The organism is Phytobacter sp. SCO41 (assembly GCF_003073275.1).
In the GTDB taxonomy this organism is placed as follows: Bacteria; Pseudomonadota; Gammaproteobacteria; order Enterobacterales; family Enterobacteriaceae; genus Phytobacter; species Phytobacter diazotrophicus.
This window is the reverse complement of the sequence record NZ_CP027225.1, coordinates 2,730,042-2,755,969: the sequence shown is the minus strand read 5'-3', so window position 1 is coordinate 2,755,969 and position 25,928 is coordinate 2,730,042. Positions and strand designations below refer to the sequence as shown.

25 protein-coding genes are annotated in these 25,928 nt (G+C 51.4%); 8 read left to right on the top strand and 17 right to left on the bottom strand.

What is annotated here, in order from left to right; all coding sequences use genetic code 11:
- The first annotated feature begins 26 nt into the window (after window positions 1-26).
- The 4 genes from C5523_RS13410 to C5523_RS13395 are packed head-to-tail and all read left to right on the top strand — an operon-like array spanning window position 27 to window position 3,406.
- Complete coding sequence (locus C5523_RS13410; RefSeq protein ID WP_304596242.1) at window positions 27-812, top strand: amino acid ABC transporter ATP-binding protein; 786 nt, start codon at window positions 27-29, stop codon at window positions 810-812.
- Complete coding sequence (locus tag C5523_RS13405; RefSeq protein ID WP_108701310.1) at window positions 809-2,062, top strand: M20 family metallo-hydrolase; 1,254 nt, start codon at window positions 809-811, stop codon at window positions 2,060-2,062. Before C5523_RS13410 ends, C5523_RS13405 begins: the two co-directional genes overlap by 4 nt.
- On the top strand, window positions 2,059-2,760 hold the full coding sequence (locus C5523_RS13400) for a DUF1989 domain-containing protein (protein WP_108701309.1): 702 nt from the start codon (window positions 2,059-2,061) through the stop codon (window positions 2,758-2,760). Before C5523_RS13405 ends, C5523_RS13400 begins: the two co-directional genes overlap by 4 nt.
- A 58-nt stretch (window positions 2,761-2,818) precedes the next feature.
- The gene (locus C5523_RS13395; protein ID WP_039079025.1) at window positions 2,819-3,406 is read left to right on the top strand and encodes a cupin domain-containing protein; all 588 of its coding nucleotides are present in this window, start codon (window positions 2,819-2,821) and stop codon (window positions 3,404-3,406) included.
- A gap of 55 nt (window positions 3,407-3,461) precedes the next feature.
- On the opposite strand, the gene gap is transcribed toward C5523_RS13395, so the two are convergent.
- The 5 genes from gap to C5523_RS13370 form a co-directional block, all read right to left on the bottom strand.
- Window positions 3,462-4,472, bottom strand: a complete 1,011-nt coding sequence (gap, locus tag C5523_RS13390) for a type I glyceraldehyde-3-phosphate dehydrogenase (RefSeq protein ID WP_108701308.1) — start codon at window positions 4,470-4,472, stop codon at window positions 3,462-3,464.
- 79 nt (window positions 4,473-4,551) lie between these two features.
- Entirely contained in the window at window positions 4,552-5,532 is a 981-nt protein-coding gene (locus tag C5523_RS13385; RefSeq protein ID WP_108701307.1) for a GlxA family transcriptional regulator, read from the bottom strand.
- Between the two features lie 117 nt (window positions 5,533-5,649).
- A complete protein-coding gene (locus tag C5523_RS13380) occupies window positions 5,650-5,958 on the bottom strand; it encodes a YciI family protein (protein WP_039079022.1) in 309 nt (102 codons plus the stop codon).
- Between the two features lie 12 nt (window positions 5,959-5,970).
- Entirely contained in the window at window positions 5,971-6,594 is a 624-nt protein-coding gene (locus C5523_RS13375) for an FMN-dependent NADH-azoreductase (protein WP_108701306.1), read from the bottom strand.
- Window positions 6,595-6,615: 21 nt separating this feature from the next.
- Window positions 6,616-7,386, bottom strand: coding sequence for an alpha/beta hydrolase (locus C5523_RS13370; RefSeq protein ID WP_108701305.1), 771 nt, complete (start codon window positions 7,384-7,386; stop codon window positions 6,616-6,618).
- 122 nt (window positions 7,387-7,508) lie between these two features.
- Between C5523_RS13370 and C5523_RS13365 the strand changes: the two genes are divergently transcribed.
- The gene (locus tag C5523_RS13365; RefSeq protein WP_369944901.1) at window positions 7,509-8,531 is read left to right on the top strand and encodes a GlxA family transcriptional regulator; all 1,023 of its coding nucleotides are present in this window, start codon (window positions 7,509-7,511) and stop codon (window positions 8,529-8,531) included.
- Here the strand turns inward: C5523_RS13365 and C5523_RS13360 are convergent.
- The 4 genes from C5523_RS13360 to C5523_RS13345 are packed head-to-tail and all read right to left on the bottom strand — an operon-like array spanning window position 8,528 to window position 12,574.
- Window positions 8,528-9,763, bottom strand: a complete 1,236-nt coding sequence (locus C5523_RS13360; protein WP_369944900.1) for an MDR family MFS transporter — start codon at window positions 9,761-9,763, stop codon at window positions 8,528-8,530. The genes C5523_RS13365 and C5523_RS13360 overlap by 4 nt on opposite strands.
- A 14-nt stretch (window positions 9,764-9,777) precedes the next feature.
- A complete protein-coding gene (locus C5523_RS13355; protein WP_108701302.1) occupies window positions 9,778-10,539 on the bottom strand; it encodes an ABC transporter ATP-binding protein in 762 nt (253 codons plus the stop codon).
- Window positions 10,539-11,576 carry an iron ABC transporter permease gene (locus C5523_RS13350; RefSeq protein ID WP_108701301.1) on the bottom strand — a complete coding sequence of 346 codons (1,038 nt, stop codon included), beginning with the start codon at window positions 11,574-11,576 and terminating at the stop codon, window positions 10,539-10,541. Before C5523_RS13350 ends, C5523_RS13355 begins: the two co-directional genes overlap by 1 nt.
- Complete coding sequence (locus tag C5523_RS13345) at window positions 11,576-12,574, bottom strand: ABC transporter substrate-binding protein (RefSeq protein ID WP_039079015.1); 999 nt, start codon at window positions 12,572-12,574, stop codon at window positions 11,576-11,578. The genes C5523_RS13350 and C5523_RS13345 overlap by 1 nt, the downstream gene beginning before the upstream one ends.
- 284 nt (window positions 12,575-12,858) lie before the next feature.
- Here C5523_RS13345 and C5523_RS13340 point away from each other — a divergent pair, with 284 nt between their 5' ends.
- Window positions 12,859-13,266: a DUF4440 domain-containing protein gene (locus C5523_RS13340; protein ID WP_108701300.1), complete on the top strand. Its 408-nt coding sequence runs from the start codon at window positions 12,859-12,861 to the stop codon at window positions 13,264-13,266.
- A gap of 292 nt (window positions 13,267-13,558) precedes the next feature.
- Here C5523_RS13340 and C5523_RS13335 read toward each other — a convergent pair whose 3' ends face one another.
- The 4 genes from C5523_RS13335 to vapB form a co-directional block, all read right to left on the bottom strand.
- Complete coding sequence (locus tag C5523_RS13335) at window positions 13,559-15,268, bottom strand: GTPase domain-containing protein (RefSeq protein WP_108701299.1); 1,710 nt, start codon at window positions 15,266-15,268, stop codon at window positions 13,559-13,561.
- Between the two features lie 9 nt (window positions 15,269-15,277).
- Window positions 15,278-17,374, bottom strand: a complete 2,097-nt coding sequence (locus tag C5523_RS13330) for a GTPase (protein ID WP_108701298.1) — start codon at window positions 17,372-17,374, stop codon at window positions 15,278-15,280.
- A 916-nt stretch (window positions 17,375-18,290) separates the two neighbouring features.
- Entirely contained in the window at window positions 18,291-18,707 is a 417-nt protein-coding gene (locus tag C5523_RS13325) for a PIN domain-containing protein (RefSeq protein WP_108701297.1), read from the bottom strand.
- Window positions 18,704-18,934, bottom strand: coding sequence for a type II toxin-antitoxin system VapB family antitoxin (gene vapB / locus C5523_RS13320; protein ID WP_071194209.1), 231 nt, complete (start codon window positions 18,932-18,934; stop codon window positions 18,704-18,706). Before vapB ends, C5523_RS13325 begins: the two co-directional genes overlap by 4 nt.
- Before the next feature lie 257 nt (window positions 18,935-19,191).
- Here vapB and C5523_RS13315 point away from each other — a divergent pair, with 257 nt between their 5' ends.
- Window positions 19,192-20,478 carry an MFS transporter gene (locus tag C5523_RS13315; protein WP_108701296.1) on the top strand — a complete coding sequence of 429 codons (1,287 nt, stop codon included), beginning with the start codon at window positions 19,192-19,194 and terminating at the stop codon, window positions 20,476-20,478.
- A 75-nt stretch (window positions 20,479-20,553) separates the two neighbouring features.
- Here C5523_RS13315 and C5523_RS13310 read toward each other — a convergent pair whose 3' ends face one another.
- The 4 genes from C5523_RS13310 to C5523_RS13295 form a co-directional block, all read right to left on the bottom strand.
- The gene (locus C5523_RS13310) at window positions 20,554-21,318 is read right to left on the bottom strand and encodes an SDR family oxidoreductase (RefSeq protein WP_039079009.1); all 765 of its coding nucleotides are present in this window, start codon (window positions 21,316-21,318) and stop codon (window positions 20,554-20,556) included.
- Window positions 21,319-21,369: 51 nt separating this feature from the next.
- On the bottom strand, window positions 21,370-22,323 hold the full coding sequence (locus C5523_RS13305; protein ID WP_108701295.1) for a 2-hydroxyacid dehydrogenase: 954 nt from the start codon (window positions 22,321-22,323) through the stop codon (window positions 21,370-21,372).
- A 70-nt stretch (window positions 22,324-22,393) separates the two neighbouring features.
- Window positions 22,394-22,771: a VOC family protein gene (locus C5523_RS13300; protein WP_108701294.1), complete on the bottom strand. Its 378-nt coding sequence runs from the start codon at window positions 22,769-22,771 to the stop codon at window positions 22,394-22,396.
- A 121-nt stretch (window positions 22,772-22,892) separates the two neighbouring features.
- Window positions 22,893-24,221, bottom strand: a complete 1,329-nt coding sequence (locus tag C5523_RS13295) for an MFS transporter (protein WP_108701293.1) — start codon at window positions 24,219-24,221, stop codon at window positions 22,893-22,895.
- A 494-nt stretch (window positions 24,222-24,715) separates the two neighbouring features.
- On the opposite strand from C5523_RS13295, the gene C5523_RS13290 reads away from it, so the two are divergent.
- Window positions 24,716-25,906, top strand: a complete 1,191-nt coding sequence (locus tag C5523_RS13290) for a citrate synthase family protein (protein ID WP_223878788.1) — start codon at window positions 24,716-24,718, stop codon at window positions 25,904-25,906.
- Window positions 25,907-25,928: the final 22 nt, after the last annotated feature.

Below are 25,928 nucleotides of genomic sequence, written 5' to 3'. Positions count from 1 at the left end.
GCAATACCTCTGCGCCGGTGCTCGAAATGCGCCATGTAGGCAAGTCATTCGCAAACCATGTAGTGCTGAATGACATCAATTTACGCGTCGATCACGGTGAGATAGTCACCCTGATTGGCCCGTCCGGTTCCGGGAAAACGACCGCGCTGCGTTGCATGAATTTTCTCGAAGCCTATGACAAAGGCGACGTGCTGATTAAAGGGCAGTTGCTCGGTTATTCCGGGACACAGCGTGGCCCCGCGCATGTCGACAGCGCCAGCCTGATTGCCGACGTGCGCAGGCCACTGTCGATGGTGTTCCAGCAGTTTAATCTCTGGCCGCATATGACGGTGCTGGAGAATGTCGCCGCACCGCTGGTGCTGGGCAAAAAGATGCCACGCCAGGCGGCAAAAGCGGCGGCAATGGCCGCGCTGGGACGCGTCGGGATGGCGCAAAAAGCCGATGACTGGCCGGTGAGGTTGTCCGGTGGTCAGCAACAGCGGGTAGGCATTGCCCGCGCACTGGCCCTGAACCCGGAACTCTTGCTGCTTGATGAGCCCACCTCGGCGCTCGACCCGGAACGTGTAGAAGAGGTGCTGGACGTTATCCGAAGCCTTGCCGGACAGGGCATGACCATGGTGATGGTCACCCATGAGATGGCGTTTGCCGCCCATATCTCGTCACGGCTGGTGTTCATGGCCGATGGTCACATTATTGAAAGCGGTACACCGCGCCAGATGTTCACACAGCCGAAAAGCGAGCGCCTGAAAAGCTTCCTCGCACCGCTGTTTCGCAGGCCGCTACAACCCGAAGAGCTGGAGAAATTACCATGATGGAAACGAGCTTACGGGTCGCCCGCCAGGTTGACGAGGCGTGGCTGAATCAGTTACTGGCGCAACTGGCTGAATTTGGCAAGTTAGCGAATGGCGGCGTGGATCGTCAGGCGCTGAGCGAGGTGGAACTGGATGCACGGGCGTGGATTATTGATCTCGCCTGCAAGCTCGGTTGCGAAGTCTACCGCGATGCCGCCGCCAATTTATTCTTCCGCCGTCCGGGACGATTAGCCGTTTCACCCGTCGTCACCGGTAGCCATATCGATACACAGCCATCCGGTGGCAACTACGACGGTTGCTACGGTGTGATAGCCGGGCTGGTGTGCCTGAAAGCGCTCAATGACGCGCAGGTTATCACCGGGCGTCCAATTGAAGTGGTTATCTGGACCAACGAAGAGGGCAGCCGCTTCGCGCCGGGAGCTATGGGATCCAGCGCCTTCGTCGACCCGGCGAGATTGTCCGATCATCTTGGCGTGATGGGCGTGGATGGCGTGTCGTTTCGCGACGCGCTGGCACAACATCAGACGCGCTTTGCGTCGATCCCGTTGCGTCCTGACCGCGAAATGGCCTGCTTCGTGGAGTTACATATCGAGCAAGGCCCGGTGCTGGAAAACCGGAATTTGCCGCTGGCTGTTGTTAAAGGCATTCAGGGCGTGCGCTGGTATCAGGTTACCTGCCATGGGGTATCGGCCCATGCCGGGACCACGCCGATGACACTGCGCCAGGATGCGATGACTCTGGCCCGCGAGCAGCTTGTTTACATTGAGCAGGCAATGGGCGATGCAACAGATGACGCGTTGCGTCTGACGTTTGGCCGCTGGCAGGTCACGCCGAATGCCATCAACACCATCCCGTCATGCGTGCGTTTTACCCTCGATTTTCGTCATCCATCGACGGAAAAACTGGCACAGCTCGATGCGCTGATGAGCTCGCTTTCGAGTGAACACGTCACCGTCGAGCCTTTATTGAACAAAGCGCCGGTCACCTTTGACGCCGGTATCAATCACACTCTGCAAGCGGCCGGAAATGCGCTGGATATCGCTCATATGGAGCTGCTGTCTGGTGCGTTTCACGACGCCATGTATCTGGCTGAACACTGTCCGACCAGTATGCTTTTTGTCCCTAGCCATCAAGGCATTAGCCATAACCCGGCTGAATATACCGATCCTCGCTCACTGACGGCAGGCGCCCGCACGCTGGCCTGCGCGCTGACTGAGCTATCCCAATCATTTGAAGGAGTTAAATCATGACTGCAACTGCACATTACCCAACCTGCTGCGAGAAAGACAATGGCGACGCGCTGGGGATCAACCCGACGGCAACCTCGCCGATTTCAGCCGATGGCGCGCCGGTATTCAATGAGCTTTATACCATTCCACCCCGCTGCGGACGCGCCGTTTTACTGAAAAAAGGGCAGGTGATTAAGATCATCAACACCCCTGGCAGCCAGGTGTGCGATACATGGTTTTTTAACAGCAGCGATCTCAGCGAATTTGCCTCTATGGAGCACACCCGTGCTTTTATCGACAAAATCATCCCGCAGCCGGGTGATGTGCTGGTGACTAACCAACGTCGCGCCATCGCGACGCTGCTGACCGATACCTCACCGGGTGTGCATGACACGCTGATTGCCGCCTGCGATCTCTACCGTTACACCAACATGGGCATTACGGAGTACCACGATAGCTGCGCCGATAATATGCGTATGGCGCTCAATGCGATTGGTCTGCGCGCCCGCGAAGTGCCACAACCGCTCAATTTATGGATGAACACGCCGGTAAATCCTGATTATTCTATTTCCTGGTTGCCCACCGTCAGTAAAGCAGGTGATTATGTAGAGATTCGTGCCGAGCTGGATTGCGTGGTCGTGATGTCCGCCTGTCCACAGGACATCGTGCCGATTAACGGCTGCTCACCGAAAGAAATTCAGTTCATCGTTGTGGGATGATTTTTCTTGCCAGGCCTGCGCGACGCAGGCCACAGGCAGACTTTAATGAAGCAGACAGATGAAAAAAAACGCTGACATCAAATCTACCGGAACCCCGCTGGGAATGCGGCTGCGCCACGCACGCCTGGTGCAGGAAATGACCCTCAAGCAGCTTGCGCAAAAGGTGGAATGCTCGGAAAGTCTGTTATCCAAACTGGAAAATGACGCAGCTTCGCCGTCACTGGCGATGCTGCACCGTCTGGCAAAGGCGCTGGAGACCAGCATTGCCGACCTGATGGCCGATGACTGGACTGCCGATCAGCCCGTTCTGAAACCTGCCCAGCGTAACCGTAAACGGTTTTTGCAACGCAGCAAAAAAGGGGGGATTGAGCTTGAGAACCTGACCTGGCATCACAAGGGCGGTTTGCTGCAGGGCAATATCCATATTATCGAGCCGGGTGTCGCCAGTGACGGTCTGATTGAGCACCACGGCGAAGAGATGGGGTATGTGCTGGAAGGTGAACTGGAACTGCGTCTGGGAGACGATGTCTGGACCCTGGAGCAGGGGGATTCGTTCTATTTCCCGAGCCAGATCCCGCATGGTTACCGCAATATCGGTACCGTGGTCGCCAGAGTGCTATGGGTCAACACGCCCGTGACGTTCTGATCGTAATAAGACGAAAAAACCACGCCGCAGCGTGGTTTCGTTTATGCGGATGTTATTACAACCCGCGCTGTGCCATCTTTTTCGCAAGGTCAACCAGGCGGTTAGAGAAGCCCCACTCGTTGTCATACCAGGCGAGGATTTTCACCAGATTACCGCCAATCACCAGTGTCGACAGCCCATCGATAATGGACGACCGCGGATCGCCCTGGTAATCGCTGGAGACCAGCGGTTCGTCACTGTACCCCAGAATGCCTTTCAGCGGACCGGCTTCGGCAGCGTTGCGGAAAGCCGCGTTCACTTCGTCTACCGTCACATCGCGTTTTAAGGTCACGGTCAGGTCAACGATCGACACCACCGGCACTGGCACACGTAAGGAATAACCGGTGAGGCGTCCGTCCAGTTCCGGGATAACTTTCCCCAGCGCTTTCGCCGCGCCGCTGGAATACGGCACGATGGAGAGTGCCGCCGCCCGCGCGCCACGCAGGTCTTTTTCTGGCTGGTCGTGCAAGGCCTGGCTGTTGGTGTAGGCGTGAGTGGTATTCATCAGGCCATGTTCGATACCAAAATTCTGATGTAGCACCTGCGCGGCCGGGGCCAGACCATTCGTCGTACAACTGCCGTTGCTCACAACAAAATGGCGCGTGGGATCGTATTGCTGGTCATTAACCCCCAGCACAATGGTCAGGTCATCGTTTTTACCCGGAGCGGAGATAATCACGCGTTTCGCGCCGCCGCTGCTGATGTGTACCGCCGCTTTTTCGCGATCGGTAAAGAAGCCGGTGGCTTCAATCACAATATCGACGCCAACGTCACGCCAGGGAATATTTGCCGGGTCGCGTTCGCTAAACACCCGTACGGCCTGACCATCGACAATTAACTGGCCTTCGCCTGCTTCGACGGGAACGGGAAGGGTGCCCAGTAGTGAATCGTGTTTTAACAGATGCGCCAGCGTTTTGCTGTCCGTCAGATCGTTAATCGCCACAATCTGAATTTCTTTATCGCCCAGCGCAGCACGCAGTACGTTACGACCAATCCTGCCAAAACCGTTAATGCCGACCTTAACCATGATGAACTCCTTCTTATCCGATGTCTGTCATCACTGTAGGTCGGCAGCAGTTTGGCGTAAACGACAAATAAGGATCACTTTACGCCATTTTGCGGCAGTGGAAGCGCTGACGATACTCGCCAGGGGTAAGGTGTAACTGGCGTTCGAAAATTCGCCGTAAATTGATACTGCTGCCAAAGCCGGTCTCAGCGGCAATCTTGTCCAGCGTTTCGTTGGTTTGTTCCAGCCGGTTACGCGCCGCGGCCAGGCGTGCTTCGGCAACGTAACGCGCCGGTGGAGCACCCGTTTCGCGCGTGAACACACGGGTAAAATTACGCGGGCTCATCGCCGCACGTTCCGCCAGCTTGTCCACCGACAAGTCTTCGTTCAGATGGGAAAGGATCCAGCTTTGCAGGTCACTGATGGGACCTACGCTACTGGCCTGCTGCAAATTGTAACGGCTGAACTGGAGCTGACCGCCAGGACGACGCAGATACATCACCATATTCTGGGCCACTTCCAGCGCGAGGCTAAACCCGTAGTCGTCTTCAACCAGCGCGAGCGTCAGGTCAAAGCCCGAACTGACGCCGCCGGAGGTCCAGACAGGGCCATCCTGCACATACAGGGGACCGGCTTCGAGGGTGATGTCAGGAAAGCGTGTTTGCATGGTTTCCAGCAGTCGCCAGTGGGTGGTTGCTCTTCGTCCACTGAGTAATCCGGCTTCGGCCAGCAACATCGCGCCACCGCAAATAGAGACCACCCGTCGCGCATGGGGGGCAGCAAGGCGTAGCCAGTCGACCACCGCGGTGCCTTCGTCTTCATCCTCGCCGCGTCCGGTAATCATGATGGTATCCCAGGGCTCACGCGGGTCGATTTCATGCAAACGGCTATCAGCGAGCAGATTTAACCCGGATTGACCATGGATGACCTGGTGAGGTTGGGTCGTAGCGAGAGAGAAGCGGTAGCGCGGCTGCGGGCTGTCTTGTGCGTGCAGACGATTAGCCTGCATCAGGATGTCGGCGATACCGGCGGCTTCAAACAACATGCCGCCATCAGGAACGATTATCAGGAAAGTCTTCATGTCCTGAAATGTACGCTTATTACAATTTAAGTCAACAGAAAGAGGGTGGGCAAGGGGGTAACGCCGCACACAGCGACTGACATCAATAAAAGGGGGAATAACCCCCTTATTGTTCCATTATATTAGCTTGGCATTTGCTGCCCATTGCGGAGGAAATGCATTTGAACACAACATGGGCTCGATATTAAGTACATTTACGGTGACCTTGTTGTGTATGACAAACGGGTCTTTTTCCAGATACGCGTAAATATCTTTTTCATTATCACCGTGAAACAGAATATACCCTCCGGTACCGCTTGTGAGAGGTCCGGCCAGGATGACACCTGCTTTACTGATACCCTCAACCAGCCACTTTTTATGCGCATCAATATGGGCACCCAGCTCCGATTCAGAGCATAAATAATACAGCGTTACGGCGTATAACATAGCGAGATCCTATTAGTGTGTAATGCTGTCAATAAGTTGGGGAATAGCGTTCAGCGCGCGCAATATTTCCTGCTGCTTAATATTTTCGCCTTTTGATGCCCCCTCGACCCGAATAAATTTCACCTGGGTGATGCCCAGAAAAGCAAAGAAATGGCGCAAATAATGTTCCTGAAAATCCATTTCTGACAGGGGCGTGTTGTGATAGAAACCGCCTCTCGCAGAAGCCACAACCACTGTCTTATCGGTCGCAAGCCCCACCGGGCCATTTGCCGTGTAGTGAAACGTCTTACCAGGTTGCGCGAGCCTGTCTAACCACGCTTTCAACTGGCTGGCGACCGTAAAATTGTACATCGGAGCACCAATGACAATCATATCGCTGGTCAGAAACTCGTTGACGATCTTTTCTGAAAGGGCATATTCAGTGGCCAGTTCAGGTGTGGTCGCTGCGCCAGATACTGCTCTGAATCCGGCAGCAATATCACCCGTTAAATGAGATATTTCGTCTTTAACCAGATCACGATAAATAATATTTTCACACTGTCCGTTTTCCGTTAGCGCTTTTACAACTTCATAAGATAACTGACGGGAAACAGAATTTTCCAATGTAATACTGGAATCGATATGTAGGATTTGCATGATAAATACACCTGTGTAATGTCACTGTTTAAGGTTGTGTGCTGCTTTATCAATAAGCGCCGCAACGTCCTTCGGGTGCGATACCATTGACATATGACTTGACGGGAGGTGGGTGATATTAGCGCCAGCTTCTCGCGCCAATAAGTTTTGTACGGCAGGGTTAAGCGCGTTGTCATTTTCCGTGACTAAATACCACGACGGCTTATTGCGCCAGGCGGCATGGTTCACTTTTTCATTGAAGGCTTTCGCTGCTATCGGTTGTTGTGCTGCGGCAAGTAAACGCGCCTGAGGCTCAGGCAGATCATTTGCCATAACGTTTTGGAACATCTCCGGGTTATCCAGCCAAATCAAGCCGTTGTTATCTGGCTGCATCCCACTCATGGGGGCATTCAGGCGCGTAAGGGTATCGGTAACAGATTCACCGCTGTCGGGCACCAGTGCCGACAGATAGACAAGCCCTTTCACGTTTTCAGCATTTCCGGCCTGGGTAATCACCGCGCCACCCCAGGAGTGGCCGACAAGCAGTACGTCGCCGTGTTGCCGTTGCAGGACGCGCTCCGTTGCCGCCACATCATCGTTAAGAGAAGTCAGCGGGTTTTGTACGGCGGTAACGTTATACCCTTTGGCCTGCAGGAGCGCAGTGACAGCGGACCAACTCGATCCATCGGTAAACGCGCCATGAACCAGAACGATGTTTTTGATAATTGACTCCTGTGCGCCAGCGCTTGTTGCAAAAATGAGGCAGAGCAGAAACGACGCGTGTCGCATGATTTTATTGATGAAAAAGGACATAGCAGGGTATCCCGATGCGTATAAATAACGTTTCCAGAGTGTAACGCCATGCCGAAAGCGATATTAAGTGTCATTAATGACAGGTATCATGCAAAATCGGACATTGTGTTTTTCAGGACTTGATGATGAAAATTGCCTTACTCGCGGTGCCGGGAAGTATGAAATCGGCCCTCTCGGGGTTGTCTGATATGTTCTGGCTCGCAAATCAGGTGGCTGAGCAAAACCCGGCGCTGTGCCATCGCGATACCGGTAATGAACCGGGTTTTAGCGCGCAGATCGTCACAGCGGATGGTCATCCCGTCATCGATGCGCAGGGCAGGCGGATTGAAAGTGAAGGATCCTTTGAGAGCGATAAATATTCGCTGATTATTGCCAGCGGCATGCGTCTTGATGAAGAAAAATATCCGCTTTCCAAAGCGGCAATCACCGATGCAGCGCGGTGGGTAAAAGCACAATATCAGCAAGGATGTGCCGTTGCCGGTGCCTGCGCGGGGGGCTTTATTCTGGCAGAAGCCGGGCTGTTAAACGGACGGATGTGCGCGACAACATGGTGGTTATATCACACGTTCCGGGAACGCTATCCGCTTACAAAACCCGTCTGGGGGAAAGCGCTGGTGGAAGACCGGAATATCCTCACCACCGGCGGGCCGCTTTCATGGGTGGATCTGGCGATACACGTTGTCAGGTTGTACGCGGGCGATGAGATGGCAAAACTGACTGCTGATATGGCCGTTGCTGATAGCCAGCCACTCTCACAACATCTCTATGCTCCGGCGGGATTTTTAAATTCGCGCCATCCGTTACTCATTAAAGCCGAACACCTGGTGCGTTTTCAGGAGCCATCGATAACGGTCGAGCAACTTGCCGCATCGCTTAATATGACCACCAGAACGCTCAATCGAAAAATGACAGAACTCACGCAGGAAAGTCCCAAAAGCTTTATTACTCGTGTACGCATGGAGACAGCGGCTATGCTGCTGGAAAATCGCGGCAAGACGGTTTCACAAGTCGCAACAGAGTGTGGATACAACGATGAAACGGCATTCCGACGCGCATTTAATGCCGTGATGGGCATGTCTCCGGGGATGTACAAAGAGTGGGTGAAAAACCGATCCAGAGACATGCGCGGAGAAATAACGCGTTAACGGCTCTCTTTTCCCCGCCCGGTCCGGCAAATAAAAAACAGGGCGATAGCGCTTACAAAGGGAAATACTGCCAGTTGCAACCAGGGGTAGATGGCATCGGCTGAGGGCGTTAACGCCCGGTCGAGCTGGCTGCCCAGCAGGAAATTACCCGCCAGCACCGCAATACCGCCAGCGGTTGCCAGTGCACCATAGTGTGCACCCAACATGGACGGCGCGGCAAATTGCGGGATCAAATCTTTTGCTGAGGGCACCAGTAACATCTGTCCCATCGTCAGTAGCGTAACAAAACAGGCGGCGGGCAGCAGGCGAAGCCAGGAGTCCGGGGGCGTCGATGCGGCGAACAGAGCGACACTCAGAAATGACGCGGACAATAGCAGAAAGCCGCAGGGCAATATCCGCACCGCGCCAACGCGCCGGGCAAAGCGGGCGAGGGGAAGCTGAAACAGAATGATCAGCCCCGAAGCCAACATAAACAACGGCCCTAAATCCTTCTCGCTGCCGCCGGCGCGGGCAATCTCCACCGGCAATGCCAGGTATAATTGGTTGTAGCTCAATAGCCATGAACTGTAGGCGATAATAAAGGCCACAAACCGCGGCTGGCGAAAGGTGGTCCACCACGGCGTAATATGCAGCGTCGTCTGGCGTGACGGATTGCGCGGCAGGCAAAAATGCAACACGCCAAGCGCAACGATAAATACCGCTGCCCCCGCCAGAGCGACCTGGCGAAATCCCAGACCGGCCAGCATGGAACCCAGAACAGGGCCGAGCACCGCGCCAAGTTCGCCGCAGACGGCAAAGAGCGCGAACCATTCCGCGCGATTGCGCTTGCCGTTCGCTTCACTGTCCGTACCCGCCTTTGCCAGCAAGGCTTCTATGGACGGAGAGAAAAGGGCGCCGCCAATGCCTGTCAGACAAGCGCCGAGAATAATCGGCGTGATACTGTCACCCAGTGCCAGCAGAAGATACCCCACCACGCGGATAACACAGCCGCAAAGTATGATGCTGCGGGCGCCGAAGCGGTCGGACAGGGCACCGCCAACGATAAACATGCCCTGTTGTGAAAAGGTTCTTAACCCGAGAATCAGGCCGATCATTCCACCGGAAAGCAGCATGTCATCGCGAAGAAAGATCGCCAGAAAGGGAACGACAGCGTAAAAACCGATATTGAATACAAACTGGCTGCCCAGTAAAACGGGCGGCCAGAGGTGTGTGGCGGGGCGAAGTAAATGCATCCAGATAGTCTTATTCAGATAAGGTAGTGAATATGCTTCTTGCCATGAAACGCCGATATTTCAATATGCGTTTTCACCCGAAAGACCTCCCAGAGTAACTCTTCGGTCAGAATCTCCTGCGGGGTGCCCGTGGCAATCACCTGGCCTTGTTGCATGACAATCAATGCGTCACAGAACATCGAGGCATGGTTAAGATCGTGAATAGCGACAATACTGGTCACCGGCAGCTCACTGATGAGTTGCATCAGTTGCATCTGGTGATGAATATCCAGGTGGTTGGTTGGCTCATCCAACAAGATTTCGCTCGGTACCTGTGCCAGTGCCCTGGCGATGTGCACGCGCTGGCGTTCACCGCCCGATAAACTCAGCCATCCCTGATCGCTTTTTCCGAGCATATCTACCCGTTCAAGCGCCGCATTTACCGTCTCATCATCGTGAGATGTCCAGCCAGAAAAAGCGGAATGGTGCGGAATGCGCCCCAGTTTTACCACGTCGCGAACCCGCATATTGGATTCGGTCATCCCGTGCTGTTCAACGAAGGCAATGCGACGGGCAAGCTGCTTTTTAGGCATCCGGGCGATGTCGTGACCATCGAGCGAAACCGTGCCTGCATGCGGGCGACGTAATCCGGCAAGTATACGCAGCAACGAGGATTTTCCGGAACCGTTGGGGCCAAGTAATCCCATCGTTTGTCCCTGGGAGACAGCCAGTGAGACATTATTGACGATGGTTTTCTTAGCTATCTTCCAGGTAATGTTTTCAGCAGTGATGCTCATCACTTGTTCCTTGAACGATAGATAATGACAGCAAAGAAAGGCACGCCAACCAGCGCGGTGACTACGCCGACCGGCAGGCTCTGCGGTGCGATCAGCATTCTGGAGGCGATATCAGCCAGCACCATCAGGATTGCGCCTGCCAGCGCACTGGCAATCAGTAACGTACGGTGAAGCGGGCCGAAGAAAAAGCGCATCATATGCGGAACGACCAGACCGACAAAACCGATCGATCCCGCCATGCTGACAATGGTGGCGGTCATCAGCGCTGTGGCAGTAAAGAGGATCAGGCGAGCCACGGGAACATTGATACCAAGTGATGCTGCGGCATCGTCGCCAAAGGTAAAGGCATCCAGTGCGCGAGAGTAAAAAAGGCATACCGCAAGACCAGCCAGCAGAACGACCAGTATCAGTTGAAACTCCGGCCAGCGAACGCCGCTAAAGCTGCCAAGGAGCCAGAACATCACGTCACGCGCCTGTTGTGCGCTGGCGGAAGTACTGATGGTATATGCCGTGATGGCGTTGAAGAGTTGGGATGCCGCGACGCCCGCCAGAATCGTACGCTCATTACCGCCACGTGCGCCGTTGGTGAGAAAGGCGACAAACGCAAAAGCGGCAAAGGCCCCGGCAAACGCACCTGCGGAAAGGGAAACTGCGCCAGTACCGATACCAAGCACCACAACCGAGACGGCACCCGTTGACGCGCCTGCCGATACGCCGAGTACATAGGGTTCCGCCAGGGCATTTTTCAGCAGACTTTGCAAAACGGCGCCACACATCGCCAGCCCCGCACCACAACAGGCTGCGACCAACGCACGGCTAAGACGGAAATCCCAGATCACACTTTCATGGATGCGGCTGAGTGGTATGTCGGTGAATCCGGCTTTGTTGGTCAGCGCATAAAAGACGCTGCTAAGCGGAATGGACAGTTCGCCGACGCTGACGCCTGTGGCAATCACCACAAAAAGAAGAATAAGCGCCAGCACTGTTGATGTGGTGAGTATCAGGCCCTGGCGGGCCTGTTGTACTGCGGAACTCATCAATTCAGTCCCATTTTTCTGAGCTGTTCGGCAACCTGTTCAGCACCATAGATAGTACGAATTGTCGGGTTCATCGCCTGGCCGTCCATCACGACGATGTGACCTTTTTTAACAGCATCGAGCTGGCTGACGGCCGGATCGCTTTTCAGGAATTTAATTTTTTCTTCGGCGTTATCCAGTGCCCAGCGGTTGCGGTCAAGACTGGAGACGACGATGACATCCGGGTTAGCGGCGATAATGCTTTCCCAGCCAACCGTTGGCCATTCGGTTTCAGAGGTAATGGCGTTGTGGCCGCCCAGCACATTCGCGATAAATCCTGACGCGCTATTCTTGCCGCCAACATAGGCGTCAGCAGACGGCGATGAGCTAGAGAACCAGAAGACAAACGAGAGGTCTTTCTTGTTCTTGCTGAACTCGGCACGCAGATCATTTTCACGTTTTTTGAAATCGGCAATCAGCGCCTTACCGCGATCTTCTACGTTGAAAATGGTCGCGAAATCCATAATTTCCTGGTAAAGGAAGCTCATATCCCATAGCTTCTGCCGGCTACCGTACATATCGCCAACGCCTTTCTTCGTGGCGCACATCCCCGGCGACATATAGCTATTGACGCCAACGGTGCTGAGATCTTCACGTTTAGCGACTTTGCTTTCCGGCCCCAGTAACAGAGGGATCTGGGCAGGAACGAAGTCCGGGTTTTGGGCGAGGATGGATTCGAGTGTCGGGATTTCAACGGTCAGGTTTTTGATTTTACTGTTTTTTTCTGCAAGAGATGGCAACACTTTTGTCGGCCAGAATGCGCTGGCAACCACTTTGTCCTCGAGGCCAAGTAACAGAAGGATCTCAACAGTGTTTTGGCCCAGCGCGACGACGCGCTCAGGGGCTTTGGTGAATGTTTCTTTATATCCGCAATTTTCGATGGTAACAGGGTAGGTAGTAGCAAACGCGGAACTGACCGAAGCGAAAACCAATCCTAAAGCACTGATGACCTTTTTCATGTAACGCTATCCTTCGTTAGCGGGTTTCCAGGGCAGGAAACGGGTAAAATCGTAAATGAGAATTAATAACAAGGCGCGGTTTTATACAATGCCAGGGAAAGGGTGTCAACGGTAATGGTAATCATTTGTTATTAAGGCATTTTTATGCGTTAAGAATTTGAATTAAAGCGCAAATGAATTGAAACGTAACGGTAAGACCGCAAGAGCAGAAATAGTGGTCGTGAGTGTCGGCCTGGCGCGAAACAGGATCGGCGAAACGTTAGCGAACAAACAGGAACATTGTGATGACACAAGATGTGCTGGCATTACTCATACAGAATGAGCAGAAACTTCATCATGCGAAAACGCGAAGTCAGAAAACGTTGCTGGAGAAATTACTGCACCGCGATTTTTTTGAAATTGGCCGTTCAGGTCAGCGGTACGACAGAGAACATGTCATCCGTGCGTTAGTCATGGAAACCGGTGATCAACAAATCCAGTCCGATGATTTTGCGTTATCTGTGGTGGATGACGCGTGCGTGTTATTGACGTACCGAAGTTTTACGGTTGATGAGCAAGGCCGCATCGGTCGACAGACATTGCGAACATCGTTGTGGGTGAAGCGCACAAGCGAAACAACGGACTGGCAGATGCGATTTCATCAGGGAACGCCAACAGATGAAAACAGTGACAGAGTCGGCTGTGAAGAATGATAAAGGTCAGCGCGGTGGCGCCGCCAAACACGCATTCAAAGGCGACAAATGACCAGAACAAGGATGACCAAACAAAGCCGGATTCTGCGGCATCTTACATTAGTGCGCATAATGTATATTATGTTAAATTACCTACTGTGGTAAATAAGTTCATAAGACACTCCCACTAACTAAGAATCAACAAAGGCCAGCCCATCTCTTAATGGGTAAAAACAGGCTGGCAAGAGTGTATAGTTTTGGAACACCTATTTAGCGCAGAACACTAGATACAAAATAATTATGTCTTGAAATATTAAAAGGCACCTTGAATCTCTTCGCGTAAATTTTTGATTTCATCCAGTTGTGCCCGCAGCGCATTAGCGCTATCGGATTTACCCTCAACCTGTGAGCGTATTTCATGCAGAGCCTCATCGATATTCGTGATAGGCAGATCAAAGCCCATTTCAAGCACCTTCTTGAGCTGAGTATCCATACTCTCACGCACGGCTTCGCTGTATTCTTTAAAGTTTTTGCGAATGTCCCGCTTAATTTGAACAATCTTTTTTGCATGCTCAGACTGTTGATAGTCATCATAAATCTGCATACCTACCCCAAAAATCGCCATGGCGGGACCCAGAAATTTTGCGCCCTTCCCTATTTTTTCCGCTATTTTTACCGCCTCCCAAGCTTTGAACTTGTAGCCAAAGAAGCCCCCAATTTCTTTAATAGCACTGTGCAGGCTGCTACCAGAAATGGATTTCAGCCCCGTTTTAGAGGCATCACCTATAGCGCTTTTTGCCAGGAAGGAAAACCCTTTCTCTGCAGACTTCACCATAGCCTGATTAATTGCACTATTAAGCTTGAAGGGATCGTCGTTTGAGACGCTGCCGACTTTCCCTTGTTCGGCTTCGGGGTTGAAATTCTTTGCAGTCAACAGTGCTTCATTGATCTTCGCGCTGGCAGGGGTATTCGCCAATTCGACTAACTCAGCCTCCAGATCTGACAGACACTCGTCTACAGTGTCCCGCAGCGCTTCCAAAGTCGAATTAATTAGTCGCTCACATTTGTAAATCGCGCTGTCCTGCATCTTTTCGAATGCTTCCTGTTCTCCACCTAAAGCATCGGCCAGTTGGTTGCCTTGCTCAACGATCTGACTATTCAGCGTGTCCAGATTCACTCCGACTTTTTTAATCAGATCACGCCTGTTAGCCATAAATACGCGCTTGTTTTGAGTGAGTAAGCTCACCAAGCCTTTTTGCAGCGGGTCAGAAATAGTCAGCTCATCTATTTTTGATTCCAGCCTGACTTGAAGCTGCTGGAGAGGCGTTGTCAGCCTGGCGTACAGACCACGTTGCGCCACAAAACTATCAATGGCTTTGGTGAGCCCTTCCGCGTTGGAAAGCTCCAACAGCTCTTGACGCTCTTGCTCATCGTCCTCATCCAACGCGTCGAAGAATGACTGCGCATCAGTAAAAACGATGGGAAAGTCCTCAGGAATTTTGGGCTCAAGCACCTGCGTGATACCCGAAATCTTAGTCTCTTTATCGGCCGAGTCGCTTTCAAACTTATTGATGACGATCATTATCTCCCCGGCGCGTCCTTGCTTAAAGCACAGGTCCCGGAAGGCCGCGCCAACGACATCATCAAACAGTTCATTGGTAATGACATAGACCAGAAGATCTGCTTTCGATATCGCCTCAAGCGCTTTGGCATCATGTTGTTCGCATTCACCCGCAAGTATCCCAGGCGTATCCCAGATGTTTAACGACTTATGCTGATATTGAGTAACCGCATCTGTAGTAACACCGGACCCAGTTTTGATATTCTCGATACCCGTCAGCATTTTAATGAGAGAGGACTTGCCAGCACTATACTGTCCGGCAAAAACAAGATTTAAAGGCGCTAAATTAATATCAAAATTTGCTTCCGATGCATTGACGTTACCGGCGCACCATAACTCATGAGAACGTTGGTAAAGGCTTTCCACCTTTTCTTTGAGCGTGTTGTAACCAATTTCGGTCATGACTCTTCCTTAAACAGTGATGAGGTCTATTTCACAGGAACAAAGCGCAGCCACCATTTTTATGCGGCGGTGGTCTTTCCCAATAATTTTACTTATATTTTTTTTCTGAACGAATACGGAAACATTATTATCTCCGGTCAGTTCGACCCTATCTACGAGCCCTTTATAAAGATGTGATATTTTTTTATCTAGGCTTGTGTTATACACTGCCAGTATCTTTTCTCTCATGGATTTACTCATAGCTATAAGAAGGTCAGTGTTTCGGAAATAATCTGAAATAAGAAAATAACATGCATAGCCAGGAATGCGCACCACCTTGATCGGCCTCGGCAGGACAAAATGTTGCTTAGTGATGATATGAGCCACTCTGTTCAGTAGCCTAAAGTTAATCTCGTGCTTCAAGGTACAGAGTTGACTGTCGGCAACATCCATTTCACTTATAAACTTACTCAGTGCTTGACAAAGAAGAGACATGTTATTTTCCGCCGGGATAATGCAGGCCCGATGGATATTCATTTCGAACCAATCGACTAGATTAGCCTTTATTTTTTTCTTACTTTTCTCTATATCCTCAAGCAAAACCTGACGCTGTTTAGACTTAGCCTCTTTAAGTTTTTTAGCACGACTATCTGAGAATAACGAGAATATGGTGAATACTAAACCAATACCAGCCGCCACCCAACCGACAGGATTCCAGGCATTAAAGAATGCAATAGCACTTATAGCCCCGGCTATCGCCGAACCCCAGCCATTTATTCGCCTGAAGTCGAACTCGCTGAAGTTCTTCCCATTGTGGATAACTTCAAAAGACAGAGTAATGTCAAGTCCCTCATTCATTTCACGATTGAAATCCTGAAGTTCCTCCATCACCTGCTCAGCCAAATCCTGCACCGATTTCTCAATATTTTTAACAATATTTAAACTTTTATAATGACGATCCCAGGCGCCTGCCGCATTGTCACTCTCAATATTGTCATCAACAAAATCAGCCACAGAGTCAATGAGAGGTTTAAAAGCCAGATCGACTTCCCTTGAGAGGAACCGTGGTGCATCGCGAAGCGTCTTCATCTTCCATTGGGAAATACGTGTGAGGCCGCTTTCATACTGTGGCAAAAGCATGGAAAGTTGATCCCTTTGTCTTAGAATCAGTAAACTCTGCTCCTCAATATGGTGAAGGCTTGAATCTAGAAACGTCTGGACTCTACGGATCGGGCCATTGCCTTCGACTTCTTCAATGAGCGCATTAAGAATGTGATCGATTCGACTCAGCTCATGCAATTGAGTACCTTCTTCACCAGTGATAGTCGTTGCCAGGAAGGCAGCTTGGGCATGAATGGGGATGATTCGAACCGCGCCGGGATTGATGCCTACACGGCCAGCGAGTTTTTTTAAGCGCTCAGTATGCCCATGAATATCTTCTTCTTTGAAAATATATTTTTCCGGATTATTCAGCGCCCGTCGCCTATTTCCCTCATTCTCCAGATCTTTTTTCATGTTCAACACGAAGATCAAGGGTTTGTTGAGCTTATGAACATGTTCGAGCTCAACAAAAGTTGATTCCTGAATACTGTCGCTATTCAGCATGAACAGCACGACGTCTGACTGCTCAAGGATCTCGTGGGCAACCTGCGTGTCCTCCAGGCCGTTATAGGCTCCGAAGCCAGGGGTGTCGACTATCCTTAAGTTGTTCCATTCGTACTCTTGAACGTCGCGTGTTGTTCTTTGTGCTCCTTTACCAATGGTCCGACCATCTCCTCGGGTAATCGCCTCGCGAACCGTACTTTTACCCGCCATTGTGCGACCAAAAAGCATGACGTTAAAGCAATCAAGACTTTTTAGCTGCTTTGCAAGATTGGCGTTTCGTTTCGAGAGTAGCTTTCCATAATCCCTCTCAAGGTTATGCAGCATGTCGGTAAGACCATCAACAACCATCTTATCTTTGGAAAGCGTTCGGCTACCATGTTCAATCACGCGTTGCAATTCTTTACTCAACCCATCGATAATGGCATCGCATTGTTCGAAGTGGCGCTGAACAGTCGTGTACTCTTCTTTGGCGATCCGTCTACAGGTCTCGAGCGACGTCAGGTAGTTATTTTGGCCCGTCATTACTTAACTCCGTTTTTTCCCTCGGGTTCGGCTTTAACTCCCCTGACCAAGGATTTAATTTTATTCAATATTCCAATAGAACAATCTAAATTACGTAAGGTGCTAGTGAGAAAAGATGAATTGACTTATATCTTAATAAGATTTACTTAAAACAATGTAGTATTTTTGATTATGGAATTTTTTGTGCAACATAGATTAAGTGAGTGAGGTGCAGGATAATTTAGCTGGCACAATAATGAGTAGAAATACCCTCCCGTCTAATAATATTTCGCTTTATTCTTTTCGTGTTGTTCGGTTGGCTTAGAAAATGTGTAAATTTAATTTTCGTTTTATTGCCCTATCTCCGTGCGCATAGACTATTAGTCTAAGTTGGATAGTGTATTTATATATTTAAATTTCCATTCTTTAGAAAATTCGCTATTATAAAGTGATCTTAAACTTGGCTGGAAAACCAGTCAGAAGTGGCAACGCTACCGCCCTCAGAAACAATTATCCCGAATAAATCTTAACGAATCTGAATATTACAGAACTTAAAGATTTTTTCAAGAAGGCAATCAGAAACCCCTAAAAATAATGCGTGTGGTTCTACGGCTAAGATGCCTGATGTTCCATGCACAGAACGAGCGTATGCTGTCAGAAAATGCTGCCAAGAGGCACATTTCCTGTTAGTTCATGAAGTTATCTTGAGGTGAGTTAATGTTTTTTTTGAAAACTTTCATTTAAAGCAATGAAATATGACGTATTTTTCTTATGAACTGAGTTTTCATACAACATAAGTTAAATAAGATCATTGTTGTGATTTAACTAAAGCGCACTCTGTTCTACTGCTACTACGTTAACCGCCTGCATTGCATGTACGAAACCTCAGCCTGTATGGCGAAGCTGACTCGATTTACACTCTCACCCTGGTCAACATTTATTTTGCCCAGTCTTCCAGAATCAGACCCGGCACCCGCTCAAACTCCCGCGTATTATTTGTTACCAGCACGACGCCAGCGGCAATAGCATGCCCGGCAATCGCGGTATCGTTCGGACCAATCGGCGTACCAGCCAACGCCAGCGCAAGCTTTATTTGCGTAGTGGCATCCACTGCCGCCCGGTCCCAGGCTAGCACGGCATCAAGGCGAGCACAGAACGCATCAACCAGCTTCGCATGATGCGGCGACGCCTTTTTACCGATCGCGCCGAAGCGCATTTCCGCATAGGTGATAGCCGATACTACGATTCGATTGTTGCACAACACTGCCTGCTCCAGACGCTTAATAACGCTTTCCGGATGCTCGCGCATAATGAATGAGCAAATATTAGTGTCGAGCATAAAGGTTTTCTTCATAGATCAAAGCGTCCCTCATCACTGACCACATCTTCACGTTCTGCCATAAAATCCGGGTCGGCTTTTTCTAATTGCGCGAAAGAACTCCACGTCGGTCGCACCGGGCGCAGGATGATGCAGTCCCCTTCCCTGATGATCTCCAGTTCGCTCACTCCTTCGAAATCCAGATCGCGAGGCAGACGGATGGCACGATTGTTGCCGTTTTTGAAGATGGATACGGTTCGCATGACGTCCTCCTGATTATATGGTTTTATGGCATGTGTACATATGCAAAGTATATGCAGATGCCTTACATATGTATACTTCATGCTCAACATAATTGAAATCGACCAGTTACACCTCAAAACAGGGTCTGCCGTACCAGACTGTGACGGCTAAGTCGTTTATTTACTGGATCCTCTTCTCTTTTTGTCATCCGGAACAAATTTACGTTATGTTGACGGAATGTTTCCTTCATCCGTCCTCATAATGTTTGATACGCACGATGAAATTTAACGCCTTCATGCGGCTTGGTCCCGCATTCTTCCTTTTACAAACCGCAACGACCCTCAGCCTGTTGGCTGGGCATGTATTCCGTCTGGCTCTGGCATGGTGGTGCTTAAAGGAGACCCATTCAGCGGTCGCCTTCTCATCATTGATCGCGTTTTCCGTTGCCGCCGAGATTTACCTGAAGCCTTTTCTCGCCTCATTCGGCGATCGGTTTCACCGCGTAAAGTTTATTAACGGCTGTCAGCTCGCGGTTTTCGTCATCATGATGCTGTTTTCTCTTGCCTGTTCGGCGGGACAATTCCACCTTGTTTTACTGACCGCAGGCCTCATCGCGATGAGCGCGGTGGCATCAGTCAGAGAGCCCACCATCATGGGTCTGATCCCCGATCTGGTCGATGACGGTCATGTTTCACGCGCCATATCCAGCCGCTCGGCCATCAATTCCGTGATTATGCTCACCGGGCCGGTGCTGGCCGCCTCGCTAATCGCGTTGTTTTCTATTGGCCTGGCGCTTTATGCCGCCGCGTTACTGCAAGGATTATCGTGCCTGGCCTGCGTTCTGCTTGCGAAACGGCCTGTGTGCGTGCATTCGCCACACGCAGGTGAAAGCTGGTTCAGAAAAACGAAAGGCGGATTTGTCGCTATCTACCGTGTCAAATCAGAGTTTCACATCGCCTTAATTTCCGCGCTCATCAATTTTACGATGTTCCCCTTCTTTTCTGTGACCATTCCGTTTTGGATAAGCACGGAGTTGCACCTGCCCGCCTCGTACCTTGGCGCATTTGAATTTTCCTTCGCCGTCGGATTACTGGCCGGCAGCCTCTACCTTAATGCGGCAATAACCCGAAATGTTGGACGTTTCTGGAATGTCGTTATCGGGTTTATTTTGTTGGGTGGAAGCGTCCCGGCTATTGTGCTGGTCCCGGATATCAACATCTCGATTGCGCTGGCCTTCTTCTGTGGCCTGGCGTTCAACTTAATTAATGTGAATCTCAGCACCCTGAGAGCGACCGCCACCCCCGGACATTATCGGACACGGATGGCGGCGATGTCGGCGTTTCTCTCGAGTCTGGTCAACCCCTTCGGCGTCCTGATAGCAGGCGGGTTTATTCACTGGCTGGGTGTGAGTGTGTTCACGCTCTTTTCAGGGCTTGCTGTGTTAATGATAGCCCCACTGCTTCTCTGTTCATGGCATCTTAAGAGGGCGCTGTCCCTTGAAGAGAGTGAGATGAAAGGCTATTACGAAAAAACCTACCCGAAGGCCTTCACCAAAGAGGGATAAGAAACACAGTCCTCAGTCCGTTTACGCGTCAGGCGCAACCGGACTGAGTCTGCATGTAAATGGACTTGCTGAACGTTAACCGCGCCCGACAAACGGCATTTTGGTCGCCATCACGGTGATAAACTGCACATTGGTATCCAGCGGAACGCTGGCCATGTAGACCACGCTGTTAGCGACCTGCGATACATCCATCATCGCTTCCACCGCCAGCTCACCATTGGCCTGCTTCACACCTTTAGACATCCGCTGCGATAGTTCCGTATACGCATTACCAATATCAATCTGCCCACAGGCGATATCGTACTTTCTGCCATCGAGCGAAATGCTCTTCGTCAGCCCGGTCACGCCATGCTTGGTTGCCGTATAGGCTGCCGAATCAGGCCGCGGTGCGTGCGCCGAAACAGACCCATTGTTAATGATGCGGCCCCCCTGCGGGGTTTGTTCCTTCATCAGGCGGAATGCGCCCTGAGCACAAAGGAACATTCCGGTCAGATTGACATTCACCACGGCGGACCACTTCTCGTAGCTCAGCTCTTCAAAGGGGATACCGGGAAAATTGGTTCCGGCATTATTAAACAACACATCAAGGCGCCCGAGCTTATCCTTGATCCGCGCAAACAGCGCATTGACCGATTCGGGGTCGGTTACATCAGTCGGTACGACCATGGTCTGGCCACCTTCACTGCTATCTTCCATCGCGGCAACTGTCTCCAGTAGCGGATCCAGACGACGGCCAGCGAGAACAACAAAATAGCCGGCACGGAACAGCGCCAGCGCCGTTGCCCTGCCAATCCCGGTGCCCGCGCCGGTGACCAGGGCAATCTTTCTTGAGGTGATCATCACTGCTTCCTTTATTTAATAGTTTGATAAACAAAATAATAGCAGTCCTGCTCAACGGGTCAGACTGTTCTCGGGACGCTGTCCGGAAAGCGCCTGGGCAAGACTCGCCAGCACCATTTCCCCCATCGCGGTACGCGTCTCCACCGTGGCACTGGCGCGATGCGCCTGCAACACAACGCTGTCCAGGCCAAAAAGCACCTCAGGAACATTCGGTTCATCAACGAAAACATCCAGCCCCGCACCGCTGATGCGTCCTTCGGTTAACGCCGCGACCAGATCAGGTTCATTGACCAGTTTTCCGCGAGCGATGTTCACGAGGAAGCCATCCTGTCCCAGCGCATCAAGGACGGCGGCATTAATAATGCCTTCCGCTTTGTCCGCAGAAGCGGAAAGGATTAGCGCGTCGCTCTGGCGGGCCAGTTCCTGAAGGTCAGCTATAAATGGGTAATCAAGGTCTTGCATGGCATGCAGGTCGGTATAGCTGATCGGGCATCCGAATGCCGATGCGCGGGCGGCAATGGCGCGCCCTACCCGGCCCATTCCGACGATGCCGACCCGCATGCCGCTGAAACGGCGGGAAAGCGGAATGGAACCCGGATGCGGATTTTTCGCCCACAGGCCGTTACGCACCACACGGTCGCCGGAACAGATACCGCGACAGGTCGCGATCAGCAGGCCAATGGCAAGGTCAGCCACATCTTCTGTCAGCGCGCCAAGCGTGGCAGTAACATGAATTCCACGTTTGCGGGCGTAGTCCAGATCGACCGCATCCACACCAACGCCATTAATAGCGACCACTTCAAGCGCGGGCAGTTTTTCCATAAGCGCATTGCTAATACCCGTATGACCACCGGAGACAACGCCACGAATGCTATTACCGTGTTCTTTAATAAAGGTCTCTTTATCGTCGATCTCAAAGTAACGGTAAACGGTATAGAGGGCGTTCAATCTCTCGCTAATCGCGGGAATCAAAATAGGGTTTAACTGTAAAATACTGGGTTTCATAACATCAGATCCATAGTTGCGCCAATCAATGGCTGGCGTGTTAGTCGTTATTGCCTGCGCACTGCCGAATTTATGGCAGGTCTCTTTCAAGTATTTCAATGGCGATATTTTGCGGTCCGCGAATAAAGCACCCGCGCACACCGGGACGAAGCGTTTTTGGTTCCTGAGTAAATACCACGCCGCGTTTTTTTAATTCGGCGGCTACGTCATCGAGGTTGTCGACCGTCAGGCCAAAATGGTCCAGCCCCTGGTATGGCGGCAGTGGCGCTGGCGCAACGCCATCGCCTTCAGTCACTGGCGCGATAAAGATATCGATTCCGGCAAGGCGAATATCCACTTTGCCTGGCTTACGGATGATTTCTGCATCCAGGCAACGTTCAAACCATGACGCGGTCAATTCCGGGTCCGGGCTGCGCAGTTGTAAATGGTCCCATTTAAACTTAATCACTTCTCTCTCCCTCGTAATAATTCCAGCCTGGCCCCATGACATTGTGAATCTTTAACGACGCAGGCTGGATAAATCAGTACACAATCGCTGTGGTATTTAACGTGTTATTCCGCTAATGGCGTTAATCCATTTCAATTCGGGATAATGGTCCGAGAAGGAATGAATAGGCGAATGCGCCAATCAAACACATAATCCCCATCATATTGAGCGCCCAAAAGAACTGGCCCGTCGCATGCAGAATATAACCAATCATGATCGGCGTGGTGACGCCAGCAATATTAGCGGCAAGGCTGGTGATGCTTCTGGTTAACCCAATATATTGCCGTGGTGCAATTTCCGACACGGCAGCCCAGGACGACGACCCTACCCCCTGCGCAAAGAAAGAGACGGTTAAAATAGCGATAATCAACTCATTCGAGGTGACGAAATTAACCAGTAAAATAGAAGACCCCAGCAGCGTACCGATGATCAACGGCGCCTTGCGCGCTGCTGACATAGAATAACCACGGCGAATGAAATAATCAGAGAAGAAACCCGCTAACAGAATCCCTGCGGTTGCGCCGAGAAATGGCAATGCCTGGAAAATTCCCACCTTAATCATCGTCATCTGACGCTCTTCGACGAGATAAGTCATAAACCAGGTGGTGAAAAATACCAGGATGGCATTATTGCAGAATTTACCCAGGCAAATCGCCAGAATTTGACGGTGTTTCAACAAGCGCAGCGCATTTTTCCAGTCAAAACGGTCACGTTCTTTTTTACCGACAAGGCCGCCGCCCTCACGAATATGCTTCAGTTCCGCCGCATTTGCCGAGCGATGATTGAGCGGATCGCGGTACCAGAAGTACCACAGAATACCGAAAAGCACGCCAGCACCACCGGTCAGATAAGAGGCTGAACGCCAGCCAAAACCATTCGCCATCCATAAAATCAGACCGGTGAATAAGGGGGTACCGATGTATTGCCCCATAACATATACGCTGGTCGCAAATCCCCTTTCGCTGGTCGGAAACCACATGGTGACCGCGCGTGCGTTAGAGGGAAAAGCCGGTGCTTCAAGGGCCCCAATCGCCAGTCGTGAACCGAACAGCATATTAAATCCGCTTGCCAGCCCTTGCGTCATGGTCGCCAGCGACCAGGTAATCAGCGAAAAAGCGTAAGCAATACGGGAGCCTAGCACGTCGGCAATAATACCACCGGGGATAAGCGCAAAGGCATATGTCAGGCCAAATGCCGCGAATATCTGTCCCATCTGAACTTTATCGAGAGTCAGATCTTTACTGATAAACGGGGCCAAAATACCAATACACGACCTGTCGACAAAATTAAGGATTGTCGCAAACAAAATAAGACCCAGCATGTAATATCGAATGCGTGTTGCCTTTCGCGGTGTTGCTATGTCGGCCTCTCTTGCTGCCTCGGCAAGCTCTGGTTGTTGCACATGGTTCATATTTTTGTCCTTCATGGATTTGTAGGTGTTCTTTTTATTTACCGCCCTGCAATTTCAGAGAGGTAATAATTATGGGTAAGTGTTCTTGCCGACGAAAATGTGCAGTAGTCGTTATAATTAATGCTTTATATTTACCGTCATTCATTTTGTCGTTTTTATCATTGAGTACTTATTTGACGGTAGAATAAGGTCTTGTCAGGATCAATCTTGATTAAATTAATCAATATAAATATCTGTCATCAGAACTCAGGAGTGTGACGAGTGAGCGATAGATTGCATCTCTTCGTTGACAACATCCTTATTCAGGTATCTCAAAATGTCATGCAATGAGAAAACGAAGCGGCAGAGTATTTATTTCCTCGCTTTATGTCACGTCATCACCAATATCTCACCATTTTGCGACCTGGCTATCAGTTGATTATGTTAATCAACATTGATTGAACAACGACTGAAATATAAAGTTTATTGATTCGGTTCAGTGGTGATCAGGCTCAATGATGGAACCCAAGACTAAAGTAGCGCCATGGCTTACGCTGGAGGAGGTTCAGGACTTTCTCGGCGTGCGTGCGCAAACCATCTATGCATACGTTAGCCGTGGATTAATTGCCTCCCATCCGGATCCACACAACATACGCCGCAGCCTGTACAGCGCCGAGAATATTCAGAAGCTGAAACAGAAGAAGCAGCAAGGCCGGAAACGGGAAACGCTCGCCGCAAATACCCTTTTTGGCACCGAACCCAGTATTCCGACAGCTATCTCGACGTTTGCCCGTGGTCGTCTGTTTTACCGGGGAAAAGATGTGATCAACTTTGCTAAAGAGGCGACGCTGGAAGAGACCGCCCGCCTGCTATGGGACGCAGAAAGCCTGGACGCGTTTTCCGTTCAGGCGCGTGATTACCCGCCCTATCCGCCGGATCGCACGCATGCGTTTGTCGCGCTGGCAACGGCAACCGCCACGGGCCATTCCACCCATGCGCGCACGCCACGCGTACTGCATGCAGAAGCGGCAAACCTGGTCGGCCATCTGGCCTCGACATTTGGTGCCGAAAATACCCCCTCTTTGCTGATTCATCAGCGTCTCGCAAAGGGCTGGGGAAAAGAAAAGGATGTGGCGGATCTCCTGCGCAAAGCGATGGTGCTGCTTGCCGATCATGAGCTGACCAGCTCCGCGTTCGCCACGCGTATTGCCGCCTCTAACGGCGCATCGTTACCCGCCTGTCTGCTGACCGGGCTTGCAACTTTTACCGGCCCGCTGCATGGCGATGCCACCCCGCGCGTGAAAGCGCTGTTAGATGAGGTCGAGCGTTCCAGTGCCGAACAGGTGGTTAACCGTTATCTCTCCTCGGCGCTGCCGATTCCGGGCTTCGGCCACCATCTGTATCCCGATGGCGACCCGCGCGCGGTTGCCCTGCTGGAAGAGTTCGAGCCGCCGGAAGAGATCGCCAAATTTATCGAAAAGGTCACGACCCTGACCGGGCTTTATCCCAACATTGATGCGGTGCTGGCCGCTCTGGTAACACGTTACCGGCTACAGGGCGATGCGGCCTTTGCGCTTTTCTCCATCGCCCGCAGCGTCGGGTTGCTGGCGCATGCGATGGAGCAAATCAACACCTGTAAGGTGATTCGCCCGCGCGGTCGCTACATCGGGCCAGATCTGAATGTGCCGGGGAACGGGCGCAACTGAGCAGGCATAAAAAAACCGACAG

Excerpts from the sequence above, each read along its gene's own strand:
- C5523_RS13380 (WP_039079022.1), bottom strand. The coding sequence starts at position 5,958 with ATGTTATACGCCGTAACGCTGTATTATTTATGCTCTGAATCGGAGCTG.
- C5523_RS13355 (WP_108701302.1), bottom strand. The coding sequence starts at position 10,539 with ATGAGCATCACTGCTGAAAACATTACCTGGAAGATAGCTAAGAAAACC.
- C5523_RS13360 (WP_369944900.1), bottom strand. The coding sequence starts at position 9,763 with ATGCATTTACTTCGCCCCGCCACACACCTCTGGCCGCCCGTTTTACTG.
- C5523_RS13350 (WP_108701301.1), bottom strand. The coding sequence starts at position 11,576 with ATGAGTTCCGCAGTACAACAGGCCCGCCAGGGCCTGATACTCACCACA.
- C5523_RS13315 (WP_108701296.1), top strand. The coding sequence starts at position 19,192 with ATGAAATTTAACGCCTTCATGCGGCTTGGTCCCGCATTCTTCCTTTTA.
- C5523_RS13295 (WP_108701293.1), bottom strand. The coding sequence starts at position 24,221 with ATGAACCATGTGCAACAACCAGAGCTTGCCGAGGCAGCAAGAGAGGCC.
- C5523_RS13325 (WP_108701297.1), bottom strand. The coding sequence starts at position 18,707 with ATGAAGAAAACCTTTATGCTCGACACTAATATTTGCTCATTCATTATG.
- C5523_RS13340 (WP_108701300.1), top strand. The coding sequence starts at position 12,859 with ATGACACAAGATGTGCTGGCATTACTCATACAGAATGAGCAGAAACTT.
- C5523_RS13395 (WP_039079025.1), top strand. The coding sequence starts at position 2,819 with ATGAAAAAAAACGCTGACATCAAATCTACCGGAACCCCGCTGGGAATG.
- C5523_RS13405 (WP_108701310.1), top strand. The coding sequence starts at position 809 with ATGATGGAAACGAGCTTACGGGTCGCCCGCCAGGTTGACGAGGCGTGG.
- C5523_RS13385 (WP_108701307.1), bottom strand. The coding sequence starts at position 5,532 with ATGAAGACTTTCCTGATAATCGTTCCTGATGGCGGCATGTTGTTTGAA.
- C5523_RS13335 (WP_108701299.1), bottom strand. The coding sequence starts at position 15,268 with ATGACCGAAATTGGTTACAACACGCTCAAAGAAAAGGTGGAAAGCCTT.
- C5523_RS13345 (WP_039079015.1), bottom strand. The coding sequence starts at position 12,574 with ATGAAAAAGGTCATCAGTGCTTTAGGATTGGTTTTCGCTTCGGTCAGT.
- C5523_RS13410 (WP_304596242.1), top strand. The coding sequence starts at position 27 with ATGCGCCATGTAGGCAAGTCATTCGCAAACCATGTAGTGCTGAATGAC.
- C5523_RS13310 (WP_039079009.1), bottom strand. The coding sequence starts at position 21,318 with ATGATCACCTCAAGAAAGATTGCCCTGGTCACCGGCGCGGGCACCGGG.
- gap (WP_108701308.1), bottom strand. The coding sequence starts at position 4,472 with ATGGTTAAGGTCGGCATTAACGGTTTTGGCAGGATTGGTCGTAACGTA.
- vapB (WP_071194209.1), bottom strand. The coding sequence starts at position 18,934 with ATGCGAACCGTATCCATCTTCAAAAACGGCAACAATCGTGCCATCCGT.
- C5523_RS13365 (WP_369944901.1), top strand. The coding sequence starts at position 7,509 with ATGATGAAAATTGCCTTACTCGCGGTGCCGGGAAGTATGAAATCGGCC.
- C5523_RS13370 (WP_108701305.1), bottom strand. The coding sequence starts at position 7,386 with ATGTCCTTTTTCATCAATAAAATCATGCGACACGCGTCGTTTCTGCTC.
- C5523_RS13400 (WP_108701309.1), top strand. The coding sequence starts at position 2,059 with ATGACTGCAACTGCACATTACCCAACCTGCTGCGAGAAAGACAATGGC.
- C5523_RS13290 (WP_223878788.1), top strand. The coding sequence starts at position 24,716 with ATGATGGAACCCAAGACTAAAGTAGCGCCATGGCTTACGCTGGAGGAG.
- C5523_RS13330 (WP_108701298.1), bottom strand. The coding sequence starts at position 17,374 with ATGACGGGCCAAAATAACTACCTGACGTCGCTCGAGACCTGTAGACGG.
- C5523_RS13305 (WP_108701295.1), bottom strand. The coding sequence starts at position 22,323 with ATGAAACCCAGTATTTTACAGTTAAACCCTATTTTGATTCCCGCGATT.
- C5523_RS13375 (WP_108701306.1), bottom strand. The coding sequence starts at position 6,594 with ATGCAAATCCTACATATCGATTCCAGTATTACATTGGAAAATTCTGTT.